This is a genomic window from Pseudomonas sp. NPDC098740 (assembly GCF_044760065.1).
Lineage (GTDB): Bacteria > Pseudomonadota > Gammaproteobacteria > Pseudomonadales > Pseudomonadaceae > Aquipseudomonas > Aquipseudomonas rossensis.
The window spans coordinates 249,252-262,149 of sequence record NZ_JBIWAM010000001.1 but is presented as its reverse complement, the minus strand read 5'-3'; the positions used below and the strand labels follow the sequence as shown (position 1 = coordinate 262,149).

Genomic DNA, 12,898 nt, shown 5'->3' with positions numbered 1-12,898 from the left:
TGAACCCAGGCTAAAGAGCCCAACACACCAGCAGGAGCCACCTCATGATCAATGAAATCGATACCGTGCTTTACACCGGCAAGACCCACACAACCGGAGGCCGTAACGGCGAGTCGCGTAGCGACGATGGACGTTTGGACGTCAAGCTTTCCGCGCCTGGCTCGCCAGGGAGTGGCACCAATCCCGAACAGCTGCTGGCTGCGGGTTGGTCGGCCTGTTTCATCGGTGCAATGGGTAAGGCGGCTGTGGCATTAAAGGTGACCCTGCCGAGCGACGTTGCCGTCGATGCCGAAGTGGACCTGGGCAAGACCGAGGACGCCTTTTTCCTCCAGGCGCGCCTTAATGTCAGCCTTCCGGGTCTGGACCCTGCTGTCGCACGGGCGGTGGTGGATGGCGCCCACCAGCGGTGCCCGTACTCCAAAGCGACCCGTGGCAACATCGACGTCACGATCAATCTGGTTTAGCCAAAGCACCTCGTGCGGCCTAATGCTGTTCACTTAAGGTTGGGGTACATATCCGTTTCTGCGGTCACGGCGGCTAGCGGTTTCGCTTTTACAGCGAGTCACTTTCGAAAAGCGCGAAAGTAACCAAAGCGCTTTGCCCCGCCATTCGGTGCCTCGCCCAGGCTCGGCATGCCGTAACGAAGGCATTGCTCCGGGGGCCCGCCGCCATCGGCCATCCATGGCCGGGGGCGGCTACCGCGGCATCCTTGCCGCGGTGCCCCCTGCGCAACGCCTGCGTTCGGCCTCTGGGAAAGGGGCAGTAGATCAAAATCAAAAGCCACAGCCACAGCCACAGCCACAGCAAGATCAAAAGATCGCAGCCTCGCTTCGCTCGACAGCTCCTACAGGGAAATGCGTTCATTTGAAGCCAGGTCGGCCGGTAGGCCGCCTCGCTTTGGCGTTTGCGGTGCACGCCCCCTCGAGAGGCCGAATGGAGGTTCTGCGCAGTGGGCAACCCGGCATGGATGCCGGGTTAGCCGCCCCCGGCCATGGATGGCCGATGGCGGCGGGCCCACGGAGCAGGACCGGAGCGAGGGCACCCTGAGCCTAGGCGAAGGGCCGAACGAAAGGGGCAAGAACCCTTTGGTTACTTTGGGCTGGGCCGGCATTCCGGTTCTTTTCCAAAGTGACCCGCCGTAAGGGCGGAACCCTAAGCAGCCGTTACCGCAGGAATGGATATGCACACGATCAACAAAATACAGGTCGGCCGCCTCGCTCTTGATCCACCGCCCCCTCGCTACGCATGTGTATGCCTGGAAACACCGAGCTTAAGCGAACAGCATTACCCGTGCAGCCTGCCTTCCCGGCAGGCTGCGCTGGCCAGTTCGCTCAATCGTCCTCATGCAACTTGATACCGCGGGCGTGAAGCAGGTGCGGGATCACCAGCACCAGCAGCGTCAGCGCGAGGAACGCGGCCGATATCGGTTGCGTCACAAACACCAGCCAGTCTCCCTCGCTGATGGACAACGCATTGCGCAGCTGCTTTTCGGCCATCGGCCCCAGCAGCATGCCGACGATCACGGGTGCGACGGGAAAATCGAAACGGCGCATCAATACGCCGCCCCAACCAATCGCCAACATCAGCAAAAGATCGAAGGAGGAATGGCGCATGCCGTACACGCCAATGGTGGCAAACACCAGAATGCCGGCGTTCAGGTACGGCCGGGGAATCTGCAGGAGCTTGACCCACAGGCCCACCAGCGGGAGATTCAACACCAACAGGATCACGTTGCCGACATACAGCGAGGCCACCAGGGTCCAAACCAGTTCCCCTGAAGTCTGGAAGAGCATCGGCCCCGGCTGCAGGTTGTAGTTCTGGAACGCGGCCAACAGAATCGCCGCGGTGGCGGACGTCGGGATGCCGAGCGTCAGCAGTGGCACCAAAGAACCCGTCGCGCTCGCGTTGTTGGCCGCCTCGGGACCGGCAACCCCCTCAATCGCCCCCTCGCCCTTGTTGCCCGCAAACTCTTTCGGGTACTTGCTCAATTTGCGTTCCGCCGAATAGGACAGGAACGTCGGAATTTCAGCGCCACCGGCCGGAATCGACCCGAAGGGAAAGCCGATCAACGTGCCCCGTAGCCAGGCGGGGACCGAGCGTTTCCAGTCAGAGCGCGTCATCCACAACGAGGTCAAGCGGTGCCGACCGGACGCTTCTTCTTTTTGATAAAGCAGGCTGTACAAGGCTTCACCCACTGCAAACAAACCGACCGCCACGAGCACGACTTCGATGCCATCAACCAACTCCGGCACCGCCAAGGTGTAGCGGGCAATGCCCGATGTCGAGTCCAGGCCGATCAAGCCGATGGTCAGCCCAATCCCGAGCGAGACAAAACCGCGCAGCATCGAAGCGCCGAGTACCGCAGACACCGTCGTGAAGGACAACACCAGAATTGCGAAATACTCGGCAGGACCAAACTTGAGCGCCAGCGTGGCAACAATCGGGGCAAACAACGTCAGGAACACCGTCGCGATGGTGCCGGCAACAAATGACCCTATCGCGGCCGTTGCCAGGGCCGGTCCTGCCCGGCCGTTGCGCGCCATGAGATTGCCTTCCAGGGCCGTGACCATGGAGGACGATTCACCGGGCGTATTGAGCAGGATGGAAGTGGTCGAGCCTCCGAACTGAGCGCCATAATAGATACCGGCGAACATGATCAGGGCGCCCGTGGGATCGACCTTGGCGGTGATCGGCAGCAGCAGCGCCACCGTCAGCGCCGGCCCAATACCCGGCAAGACACCAATGGCGGTGCCGAGCAAACAGCCGATAAAGCCCCACATCAAATTGATCGGTGTCAGCGCAGCGGAAAAACCAATGGCCAGGTTCGCGAGAGTTTCCACCTTGATTACCTCCTTTGGCCCGGGTCAGATCCAGGCGTTGACAAGGGGCGGCAGGGAAACCCCTAGCCCGGCGTTGAACAGCCAGTAAATCGGCAGGGTCAAGGCAATACCGATAGCGAGGTCCTTCACCGGTCGACGACTGCCAAAACCCCGCGCCGAACAGGCAAACAGCAGCCCGGCGGCCAATACGAAGCCGATGAGGTTAATCAGCACGGCCACCCCCACAAGCCCCGCCGTCACCCAGGCTGCGCCGAGTTTGCCGCCGGGCAGCGCTTGGGCAGCTTCGTCGCTGTGGTCTGCCAGCTCGCGAAAACCACCGGTGACGGCCTGATAACACAGCAACAGACCGACAACGCCCAGGAACACCGCGACGGCGTACGGATAGACGTGGGCTCCCAGGATGACGAAGCCCATCTCGGGAGGAAACCGGAATGCGCCCACCGCCAACACGGCGCTGATGGCAATCACTCCGACGCCAATCGCCAGTTGCACCGGCACTATTGCGCGAGGCTGAGTCATTTCGAAACCAGCCCGACCTCGACCAGCATCGCCCGCAGTCGCACATGCTCTTCGTCGACGAATTTGCCAAACTCATCGCCGGTCAGGACGTTGGGTGACCATTTGTTGGTGTCGATATTGTCTTTCCAGACTTTGCTGTTGGTGGCGGCCACGACAGCGTCGATCACTTCTTTGCGCTGCTCAGGCGTGAGGTTCGCGGCACCGTAAACACCCCGCCAATTGCCGATGGTCACGTCGTAGCCTTTCTCCTTGAGGGTCGGTGCATCGATGCCTTCAATGCGTTCTGGCGCGCCGATGGCGAGTACTCGGAACTGGCCGTTCCTGATGTATTGGCCAAGCTCGGCATAACCACCGGTGATCACCTTGATCTGCCCGCCCAATGCCTGAGCAACGACTTCACCCCCGCCCGCGAAGGCGACGTAATTCACCTTGTTGACCGGGACACCCATTTTTGCGGCCAATTCGGCAATGCCGATGTGATCGATCGACCCCTTGGAGCCACCGCCCCAGGAGATACTGGTCGGCTTGTCTTTGAAGACTTTCAGCAAGTCCTCCAGGGTTTTGAACTCAGACTCCTTGCGGACGGCGATCACGTTGTATTCGGTAAACAGCCGGGCAATCGGCGTCACGTCCTTCAAGGTGATTTGCGGCTTGTTCTGTTCAATGGCAGTGACCATGATCGCACCGACAACCAGCAGCGCATTCGGATCGCCTTTGGTGCTGTTGGCGAACTGCGCCAGCCCCAACGTCCCCCCTGCTCCGCCCTTGTTCTCGAAGGTGGTGGATTTGGCCGTGTTGGCCTCGATCAAGGCTTTGCCCAGAACCCTGGCGGTCTGGTCATAGCCGCCACCCACAGAACCCGGGGCCATGAACTTGACGGTGTCCAGCGCAAAGGCCGGTGTTGCGAGCGCAGCTGCGGTAACGGCCGTTGCGATGCAGCGGCTGAATCGACGGAACAAAGCGGACATAAGTTGTCTCCCGATTGCATTGTTTTTATAGGTGCCGGGGTGAACGTCGATCAGGGAGCGAACCCTGTTCAATGAACATTGGCCTGCGGATAAGCGTAGGCCATGGTTAGAGAGACAGCATTTAACGAATTCACTATCGTCACGCGACGATTGAACCGGACCCGCTCGAACCAGGCAGGTGAACCTCGGGCGGGATACGCCGGGGCACTGGTCGCCCTGGTTGCACTGATGTTCTGGAAACTCCCACCGTGGCTGGTGGTTGTCGGCTGCGGGGTGGCTGTGGAGTGTCCTGTTGTGAGGAACAAGAAAATAGCCGACAAGGAAGCTATTGATATTCAAACATCTACTTCTTCAGAAACATTTGCTCGGCGCAGTGCTGAAAAATGTCGGGCTATTCTAAAAACCCTCTGTGGTGAAAACACGTCAGGACTCACGTTGATCAATGATCTGCAACAGGAGACTTGTCATGAAAGGCATGCTCGGCAGCATTGGATTGTCACTGTTACTGGCTGCAACGGCGGCGTTCGCGCATCACGGCTGGAGCGAATACGACTCGAGCAACCCCCTGCAGTTGAACGGCACGATAGAAGAATCCGGTTACTCCCATCCACACGGGTTCGTGCGCCTCAAAACGCAAGACAAAACCTGGAACGTCGTCCTGGCGCCTCCCTCGCGCATGGAAAACCGCGGCCTTTCCCGGGACATGCTGAGTGTGGGTAACACGGCCACCGTGGTCGGCTATCAGAATCGAAACAACCCCGATGAAATGCGCGCCGAACGCATCACCGTCGGCGACAAAACCACAGAGTTGCGGTGATGCAGGCCATTGATGCCAGCGCAGGATCGAGTCCGAACAGCTGGCTGGACTGGGCGGGTGACTCGCAGCTTGGCGCGGCCATGCGGGGCGACCTGTGGCTGTATCCGATGGTCGAGGTGGTTCACATCATCGGGTTTACGGTGCTTGTCGGCTCCGTCGTGATGTTCGATCTGCGGGTGCTCGGGCTGTCGAAAGAGATAGCGGTTTCAGCCCTGGCTCGCCACCTCCTGACCTGGTCCATCCTGGCCCTGCTGTTGATCGTGCCCGCCGGGCTGATGATGTTTTCAGCCCATCCCCATGACTTCGCATCGAATGACATCTTCATCTTGAAGCTATGCCTGATCGCTACTGCCGGGCTCAACGCTGCTCTTTTCCACGTCGGGGTATACCGCTCGGTCACCCAGTGGAACACGGGTACTGCGGCGCCTGGAATCGCAAAAATCCAGGCGCTGCTTTCGATTGGGTTATGGGTCAGCGTGGTGATGTGCGGTCGGCTATTGGCGTACACCTGATCATCAGGTATTGGTTTTCAACTTGGTCCACAGGCGAGTAGTCAACCGTGCGATGGCCGCGGGAAGTTCCTCGACGGTGAACAACTTGTCCAGCACGCTTTTCGGCGGGTAGATCGCCAGGTCCTGCTTCACTACCGGAGTCACATATTCATCCGCCGCAAGGTTGGGGTTGGCGTAATGAATGCTGTTGCTGATGTTGGCAATGACCTGCGGCGTCAGCAGGTAGTTCATGTAGGCGTAGCCATTCTTCTCGTGCGGCGCACTCTTGGGCATGACCACCATGTCGAACCACAGCGTCGAGCCTTCGTCAGGGATCGAATAGGCGATGTCGATGCCGTTGTTGGCTTCCTTGGCGCTGGCAGCCGCCTGCACAATGTCGCCATTAAAACCGATCACCGCGCAGACATTGCCGTTCGCCAGGTCGCTGATGTACTTGGAGGCGTGGAAATACTGGACATAAGGTCTGATTTTGAGCAGCGCCTGCTCGGCTTTCTTGTAATCCGCCGGCTCGTGGCTATGGGGCGGCAGCCCCAGGTAATTCAGGGTGATCGGCAGGATCTGCGTAGGATTATCGATAATCGCCACACCGCACTGGCTCAGCTTTTTGATGTTGTTTTCATCAAAAAACAGATTCCAGGAATGGGTGACATCGGTGTTGCCGAAGATCGCCTTGATCTTCTCGACGTTGTAGCCAATACCCGCCGTGCCCCACATGTACGGATAACCGTATTGATTGCCCGGATCATTGACCTCGAGTTTTTTCATCAGTGCCGGGTCAAGGTTTTTCCAGTTGGGCAGCTGGCTTTTATCGAGTTTCTGAATCGCCCCGGCTTTGATCAATCGGGACAGAAAATGGTTTGAAGGGCTCACCACGTCATAGCCGGTATTGCCGGTCATCAGTTTGGATTCCAGCACTTCGTTGCTGTCGTGTATGTCGTACGTTGCCTTGATCCCCGATTCCTTGGTGAACGTGGTCAAGGTGTCGTCGGCGATGTAGCCGTTCCAGTTCGAAATATTGACGACTTCGTCAGCGTAAGTGGCTGCCGAGAACGTCGACAGCACGACCATCAGGGAAATGTTATTGACGCGCATGTTCAATCACCGTGTGTTTGATGAGTTTTTATTCTTTGATCGCCGGGTGTTCTAGATTTCTGTTTTGGCCCTGACCGCCTCCACGCGCATTCGAAGCATGGCACCGATATCGAGCAAGGGCCGCGGTGGCAGCCAGCCCGGCTGGGCTCTGCGCATCACTGATTCGAGGATTGGCGAGCTGGCACCCGACGCCAGTTCGGCGAGCAAGCGTCCCCAAAGGGTGCCGCGTGCGACGCCCGAACCATTGCAGCCGGCCACCGCAAACACACCTTCGTCGACCTTGGCGAAATACGGTTGCCCGGTGCGCGAAGCACTCAAGTGTCCGGTCCAGGTGTATTGAATGTCCTGCTCGTTCAAGAACGGGAAGCGTCGTTGCAAGCCGAGCACATGGTGTTTGCGACGGTGCAGCAGCTCACTGTCGGATAAATCCCGAGAACGGTATTCCGCCGTATTGCGGATCATCACGCGGCGGTCCGGGGTCAGTCGCACCGTGGCGCCCAAGGGCCGGGTGGACAGCACGCCCCAAGGCTCAACCGCGCCGATGGACTTGAACTCGGCGTCGCTGAGTGGTCGTGTCAGGCTGGCGCTGAGTTCCATCGGGAACGTCCCGCTGTCTTCTATTCCGGAGCGCGGGATGAACGCGTTCAGGCACACCAGGACTTGCCTGGCCTCGATGCTTCCATCGGTGCCATTGGCGCGAATACGCCCTTTGCCCAAACGCTCCAGGCCGGTGATATCGGTGTTCTCAAACAGGGTCACCGTGTCCGGCAGCGTATCCAGCAGGCCCTTCACGTATTTCGCGGGTTGCAGCAGTGCGTTGCCATTGCCGCACCAGATCGCGGCCTGGTAATGCGCGGTGCCCAGTTGTTTGCTCAGCGGTTCACCTTCCAGAAACTGCGCAGAGGCGCCGACAGCGCGTAGCGTTGTCAGTTTGGCCGCGACATCGGTCAACTTGCCGGGATCGTTGACGGCGAAGTAGTAGCCCGATTCCCTGAATTCACATTCGATGCCCAGACGAGCGATGCGTCGGCGCACTTCGTCACTGGCGGCACGGGAAATCGAGGTGTCGACTTCAAATCCGGCAAACCCCGGGTTGCCGATCAGCTCATCCTTGGCCGGATGTTCGTGCCCCACCACGAAGCCTGAATTGCGCGCCGAGGCGCCCTGTGCGGCCCGTTGTCTGTCGACAATCACGATCCGCGCCTGAGGGTGCATTTCAGCGAGTGTGTGAGCGGCGCACAGGCCGGTGATACCGGCACCGACAATCAGCCAATCGGCTTTTTGCGTGCCTTTGAGAGCATCGCGAGCGGGTGAACTCCCCGCCTGCGCAATCCAGCCACATACATTGGTCATGCATCACCTCATCTTCCTGTCGTTCCGCAAGCACCGCACATGACGTCATCGCATGAGTATTTCCGGCTGGCGCTGGCTAGAGCTAGAATCTATAAGGCCTGTAGTGATACAACCAACGTTATAAACTCATCGAGCTATTCAAAAAACGCATGGATAAAATTCACCACGTTCCTTCTCTCCAGGCCTTGCAGGCGCTGGTCGAGGTCGCAGGCTCGGGCAGCTTCACGCAAGCGGCGCAAAAGCTGTGTCTGACCCAAAGCGCAGTGAGCCGAAAAATCCAGCAGTTGGAGAGCCACTTCGACTTGCCGATGTTCGTGAGGAATAGCCGCAGTGTTCGACTGACACCGGAAGGCGAACAGGTGCTTGCGACCGCCCGAAGTATTTTGGCGCAACTGAAGGCACTTGAAGATCGGCTGGCACCGCAGAAGCGCCCTTTTCGGATACGCATGCATGTGTCGCTGGCGGTTCGATGGTTGCTGCCAAAGTTGAGCGAGTTCTATCGAAGTCATCCGCAGGTTTCGCTGTCGATCGAAACCGTGGCCACGGAAGTGGTGGAGCCAGCCATCGACAGCGACGCCTACATCCTCTATCTGCCCGAGCCGTCCCTCGATCCTGACTGCCTGACCTTGTTCGAAGAGGCGCTGGTGCCGGTGTGCGCCCCAGGCTTGGGCAGCGCCACCCAGCCGTTGGAGTCGGTGGCCGATCTCGTGCGTTTCCCGCTGTTGCATCGCTCGGCGGACAAACATGACTGGTTCCGGTGGCTGCATGCCAATGGCGGCCAGTCACTCGAGGACTACCGCCACATCCCCTTCAACCTCGACGAGTTGGCGCTCGATGCGGCGGCGCGAGGGCTGGGGGTCGCCATGACTGACCTGACCCTGGCAGGCGAATCACTCGAACGCGGCGTGCTCGTCGTTCCGTTCGGTCACCCCTTGAAGACCCGCGGCATTTACGCCTTGAACCTGCAACCTTCCGCCGCCGCTCATCCAGCCTGTTCGCTGATCATGCAGTGGTTCGCTCAACAGGCCGAACAGCCAGCAGGCGACGTTTGATCACCAGGGATTGACCACTACGTTCCGCGCCCCAACCCTTGTGTCGCATTGGCAAAAGCTGCGCTCGCCTCTTGAACCAGCTTGCGCCATTCAACGCTGTTGATGAGACCGGTGCGCTCCATCTCATCGGCAGCCTTGAGCAACTCGTCATACTGCTCTTCGGCATCCATCCGGATTTCGGGCACTTTCAGGAGCTGATACCAGGCCGCCAGGGCTTCGCTCTTTTGATCATCACTCATGCTCAAACTCCCAAAGACAGTCTTCGTTTTGAAGTTTTTTCATGGGTGGCGTTCCTCACTCCCGACATACGGCAGGCAGGCATAAAGACAGGCGCGCCGTGCATTACAAACTTGTCATTGAGTTGTCAGCGTAGCCAGCCCCCTCGCCTCATACAGTGGCGTCGCCAGTCACCGGTTCCGCCATGGCCAGCAACATCGCCCCGGTCAAGGCCAACAACGTCGTGCTGGTGCACGGATCCTGGGCCGATGGCTCGAGCTGGTCGGTCGTGATGACCCGGTTGCAGGCCGCCGGCTTGCACACGCGGTCTCCAGCCTCGATCAAACCATCAACCCAGACCTGGAACGCTTCCTCGACAAACGCATGAACGCGACCACCATCGAGCTGCCGTCGAGCCATCTGTCTTTGGTCTCCCACTCAAAAGAAATCGCGGACCTGATCCTCGAAGCCGCTGGTCGCCAACCGTAACGTCGGCGCCGTTTCATTACAAAATTGTCATTCAACTGTGGGTCGGCTGTGCGGATCGCCTGGTTAACCTGAATTCACTGCCAGGCAACCCATCGGCAGCCAACCCGCCCCTGAATAGAGGGAATCATCATGAAAATGTTAATCCTCGGTTTTGCTGCTCTCCTCGCCACCGGTTCGGCGTTTGCCGATACCCAGACCGCCGAACCTGTCATCCACGACAAGACCGGTTTCTTCGTCAACCTGGATATCGCCAAAGACCTGTCCAGCAATATCATCACGCAAGAATGCGGCATCGTCCCCGCGCAGCTGATTTATCTCGACCATCAGGGTCGCAAGCACGTGCTGGATTACCAGGTCCAGGGCATGGGTTGCATTGGTGATAACTGATCAGACGCCTGTACTCACAGAGGATCGGGCTACACTGGCGCCACTGGCTGACCTCTGTAGCCCGCCGCCGCGACAGGTATGTTGCTGACACCGAACCAGGCAGATCCCATGAACATCCTCGTAGTCGAAGACGAACCCAAGTCCGGTAACTACCTGCTCAATGGCCTGCTGGAGCTCGGCTACTCCGTCAGCCTGAACTGCTGCCGATGATCGAGGCGTTCAACGCAATGCTCGTCCGTCTCGGCAAGGGCTTCGTGCAACTGGGTCAGGTGTCGACCGACATGGCCCACGAACTGCGCACGCCGATTAACAACCTGCTCGGCGAAACCCAGGTCGCCCTGCAGCAAAACCGCAGTATTGAGGCCTATCAGCAACTGCTCGCCTCCAATGTCGAAGAGCTGGAGCGCCTGGCCCGGATGCTCGACAACATGCTGTTTCTGGCCCGCACCGACCGGGCCAGTGCTTTGCGCCAACGGCAGGAACTGGATGCTGCCGATGAAATGGAACGCATGGCCGACTATTTCGAAGGGCTGGCGGCGGATGCCGGGATCAGCGTTGATGCCCAGGGCAGCGGAGTGATCTGGGCCGAACCGATGTTGCTGCGCCGTGCCCTGGCCAACCTTTGCGCCAACGCCATCAAATACGGCGCGCCCGACTCCGAGCTGTTCATCCGCGCCACACCCACGGCCGACGGCATCAGCCTGCACGTGCGCAACCACGGCCAGACCATCCCCGCCGAACACTTGCCCAGACTGTTCGAGCGCTTCTACCGCGTCGACGAATCCCGCGCACGCTCGGCGCACTCCAACGGTGTGGGCCTGTCGATCGTGGCGACGATCATGCAGCTGCACAATGGGGCTTAAAGCGTTAGCAGCAGCGAAGGCATCACCTGCTTCGAGCTGTTTTTTCCGGCGCGGCAATTGGATGAATGAGGTCCCGGCACCCACTGATCGTTCCCAGGCTCCGCGTCACCCTTGCGCAGGACTCAAGCCTTGCGGCGATAGCGGGACGCGGAGCGTCCCCGGCGGCATTCCCACGCGGAGTGAGAACGATCAAGCCCGGACCCTTTTCTGCGCTTTTGACCGAATCAGACGGGTCAAAAAGCGACTTCAACTGAAATGGCCAAAAACGCCACCCCCCTTGAGCAGTTTTGGCATAGGCCAAAATCATCGCTGTGTCTAGACTCACCCCCATATAACAGTGCGAAAGCACACTTGAGTCCAGGACTGTTCCAGGGGAACCCGCATGAACCCATCCGACATTTTTGTTATCAGCGCCGTCCGCTCGGCCATCGGCAGCTTTGGTGGTTCGCTCAAAGATGTGCCACCTATCCAACTGGCCACTGACGTTTGCCGCGCTGCCATTGAACGTTCGGGGCTGGCACCTGAACACATCGGTCACGTGGTGATGGGTCATGTGATCCCGACGGAAGCACGCGACGCCTACATCTCTCGTGCCGTGGCGATGAATGCCGGCCTGCCGAAAGAGACGCCCGCCTTCAACGTCAACCGCCTCTGCGGTTCTGGTTTGCAGGCCATTGTCAGTGCAGCTCAAAGTTTGATGTTGGGGGATGCCGGCGCTGCGCTGGCGGGCGGCGTCGAATCCATGAGCCGCGGGGCCTATCTGTTGCCGCAGGCGCGCTGGGGCGCACGCATGGGTGATATGCAAGCTATCGACTACGTGCTCGGTGCTCTGCAAGACCCGTTTGGCGGTTTCCACATGGGCATTACTGCGGAAAACATCGCCGAGCGCTATGGCATCACTCGACAGGCTCAGGATGAGTTGGCGCTGCTCAGCCAGCAACGGGCGGCCCGGGCGATTGCTGAAGGGCGGTTTACCGACCAGATCGTGCCGATCGAAGTGGCGTCCCGCAAAGGTACCGTGACGTTTGCGACGGACGAGCATGTCCGCGCCGAGGTCAATGCCGAGCAATTGGGCAAGATGAAACCAGCCTTCAAAAAAGACGGCAGCGTCACCGCCGGCAACGCGTCCGGCCTCAATGACGGTGCCGGTGCACTGATCATGGCCACGGGTCAGATGGTTCTCGATCAAGGCCTCAAGCCCATCGCACGACTGGTCGGTTATGCCCATGCCGGTGTGGAGCCCGAGCTGATGGGGTTGGGACCGATTCCCGCCACCCGCCTGGTCCTCAAACGCGCCGGCCTGACCGTTGCCGACCTGGATGTCATCGAGTCCAACGAAGCATTCGCTGCCCAAGCGTGTGCCGTGGCTCAGGAACTGGGCTTCGACCCGGAGAAGGTCAACCCGAACGGTTCGGGGATTTCTCTGGGCCACCCGGTGGGCGCGACCGGTGCGATTATCGCCACCAAAGCCATTCACGAACTGCACCGTGTTCAGGGTCGCTATGCCCTGGCAACCATGTGCATCGGCGGCGGCCAAGGCATCGCCGTGTTGTTCGAACGCGTCTGATCGGCCAAAACGAAGACGGCGCCCAATGTGGGTGCCGTCTCGTTTTACCCCGATGGAATCAGTGCGCAATGCACTCCGATTTCAGCTCGGTGTAAGCCTCGATCACTGCGCGACCACACTCGCGCCCCATACCCGATTGCTGACAAGGAACGACCTTGCTGCAGACACCGCAGACGGCGCCCTGCGGTAGGCCGGTCGGTATCTCGACGGGCTTCATTTTTTC

Annotated in this window: 12 protein-coding genes and 3 pseudogenes; 9 read left to right on the top strand and 6 right to left on the bottom strand. The window is 59.5% G+C overall.

Annotated features, from left to right (window positions below; all coding sequences use genetic code 11):
- Window positions 1-44: 44 nt before the first annotated feature.
- Complete coding sequence (locus ACIQU2_RS01335; RefSeq protein ID WP_403137877.1) at window positions 45-464, top strand: organic hydroperoxide resistance protein; 420 nt, start codon at window positions 45-47, stop codon at window positions 462-464.
- A gap of 867 nt (window positions 465-1,331) precedes the next feature.
- Here the strand turns inward: ACIQU2_RS01335 and ACIQU2_RS01330 are convergent.
- From ACIQU2_RS01330 to ACIQU2_RS01320, 3 genes are read right to left on the bottom strand one after another with little or no spacing between them, the layout of a single operon-like run.
- Entirely contained in the window at window positions 1,332-2,840 is a 1,509-nt protein-coding gene (locus tag ACIQU2_RS01330; RefSeq protein WP_347804456.1) for a tripartite tricarboxylate transporter permease, read from the bottom strand.
- Between the two features lie 24 nt (window positions 2,841-2,864).
- The gene (locus ACIQU2_RS01325; RefSeq protein ID WP_403137875.1) at window positions 2,865-3,359 is read right to left on the bottom strand and encodes a tripartite tricarboxylate transporter TctB family protein; all 495 of its coding nucleotides are present in this window, start codon (window positions 3,357-3,359) and stop codon (window positions 2,865-2,867) included.
- Entirely contained in the window at window positions 3,356-4,327 is a 972-nt protein-coding gene (locus ACIQU2_RS01320) for a tripartite tricarboxylate transporter substrate binding protein (protein WP_403137872.1), read from the bottom strand. The genes ACIQU2_RS01325 and ACIQU2_RS01320 overlap by 4 nt, the downstream gene beginning before the upstream one ends.
- A 466-nt stretch (window positions 4,328-4,793) precedes the next feature.
- Between ACIQU2_RS01320 and ACIQU2_RS01315 the strand changes: the two genes are divergently transcribed.
- A complete protein-coding gene (locus tag ACIQU2_RS01315) occupies window positions 4,794-5,144 on the top strand; it encodes a DUF6152 family protein (RefSeq protein ID WP_403137869.1) in 351 nt (116 codons plus the stop codon).
- A complete protein-coding gene (locus ACIQU2_RS01310; protein WP_403137867.1) occupies window positions 5,144-5,656 on the top strand; it encodes a DUF6644 family protein in 513 nt (170 codons plus the stop codon). The genes ACIQU2_RS01315 and ACIQU2_RS01310 overlap by 1 nt, the downstream gene beginning before the upstream one ends.
- A 3-nt stretch (window positions 5,657-5,659) precedes the next feature.
- Here ACIQU2_RS01310 and ACIQU2_RS01305 read toward each other — a convergent pair whose 3' ends face one another.
- Both ACIQU2_RS01305 and ACIQU2_RS01300 read right to left on the bottom strand, forming a co-directional pair.
- Window positions 5,660-6,748 (bottom strand): polyamine ABC transporter substrate-binding protein, encoded by a 1,089-nt coding sequence (locus ACIQU2_RS01305; RefSeq protein WP_403137866.1) that lies wholly within the window; start codon window positions 6,746-6,748, stop codon window positions 5,660-5,662.
- A gap of 51 nt (window positions 6,749-6,799) precedes the next feature.
- Entirely contained in the window at window positions 6,800-8,101 is a 1,302-nt protein-coding gene (locus tag ACIQU2_RS01300; protein WP_403137864.1) for an NAD(P)/FAD-dependent oxidoreductase, read from the bottom strand.
- A 149-nt stretch (window positions 8,102-8,250) separates the two neighbouring features.
- Here ACIQU2_RS01300 and ACIQU2_RS01295 point away from each other — a divergent pair, with 149 nt between their 5' ends.
- Window positions 8,251-9,153, top strand: coding sequence for a LysR substrate-binding domain-containing protein (locus ACIQU2_RS01295; protein WP_347804463.1), 903 nt, complete (start codon window positions 8,251-8,253; stop codon window positions 9,151-9,153).
- Between the two features lie 17 nt (window positions 9,154-9,170).
- Here the strand turns inward: ACIQU2_RS01295 and ACIQU2_RS01290 are convergent, their stop codons facing one another.
- Window positions 9,171-9,392, bottom strand: coding sequence for a hypothetical protein (locus tag ACIQU2_RS01290; RefSeq protein WP_149629672.1), 222 nt, complete (start codon window positions 9,390-9,392; stop codon window positions 9,171-9,173).
- 155 nt (window positions 9,393-9,547) lie between these two features.
- Between ACIQU2_RS01290 and ACIQU2_RS01285 the strand changes: the two are divergent.
- The 5 genes and pseudogenes from ACIQU2_RS01285 (at window position 9,548) to ACIQU2_RS01265 (ending at window position 12,675) form a co-directional block, all read left to right on the top strand.
- A pseudogene (locus ACIQU2_RS01285) lies at window positions 9,548-9,858 on the top strand (hypothetical protein).
- Window positions 9,859-9,987: 129 nt separating this feature from the next.
- Window positions 9,988-10,245, top strand: coding sequence for a DUF2790 domain-containing protein (locus tag ACIQU2_RS01280; RefSeq protein WP_403137862.1), 258 nt, complete (start codon window positions 9,988-9,990; stop codon window positions 10,243-10,245).
- 108 nt (window positions 10,246-10,353) lie between these two features.
- Window positions 10,354-10,440: pseudogene (locus ACIQU2_RS01275) on the top strand (DNA-binding response regulator); the annotation flags it as partial.
- Window positions 10,440-11,177: pseudogene (locus ACIQU2_RS01270) on the top strand (heavy metal sensor histidine kinase); the annotation flags it as partial. The pseudogenes ACIQU2_RS01275 and ACIQU2_RS01270, both read left to right, overlap by 1 nt.
- Window positions 11,178-11,490: 313 nt before the next feature.
- Window positions 11,491-12,675 (top strand): acetyl-CoA C-acyltransferase family protein, encoded by a 1,185-nt coding sequence (locus ACIQU2_RS01265; protein WP_149629676.1) that lies wholly within the window; start codon window positions 11,491-11,493, stop codon window positions 12,673-12,675.
- Window positions 12,676-12,898: the final 223 nt, after the last annotated feature.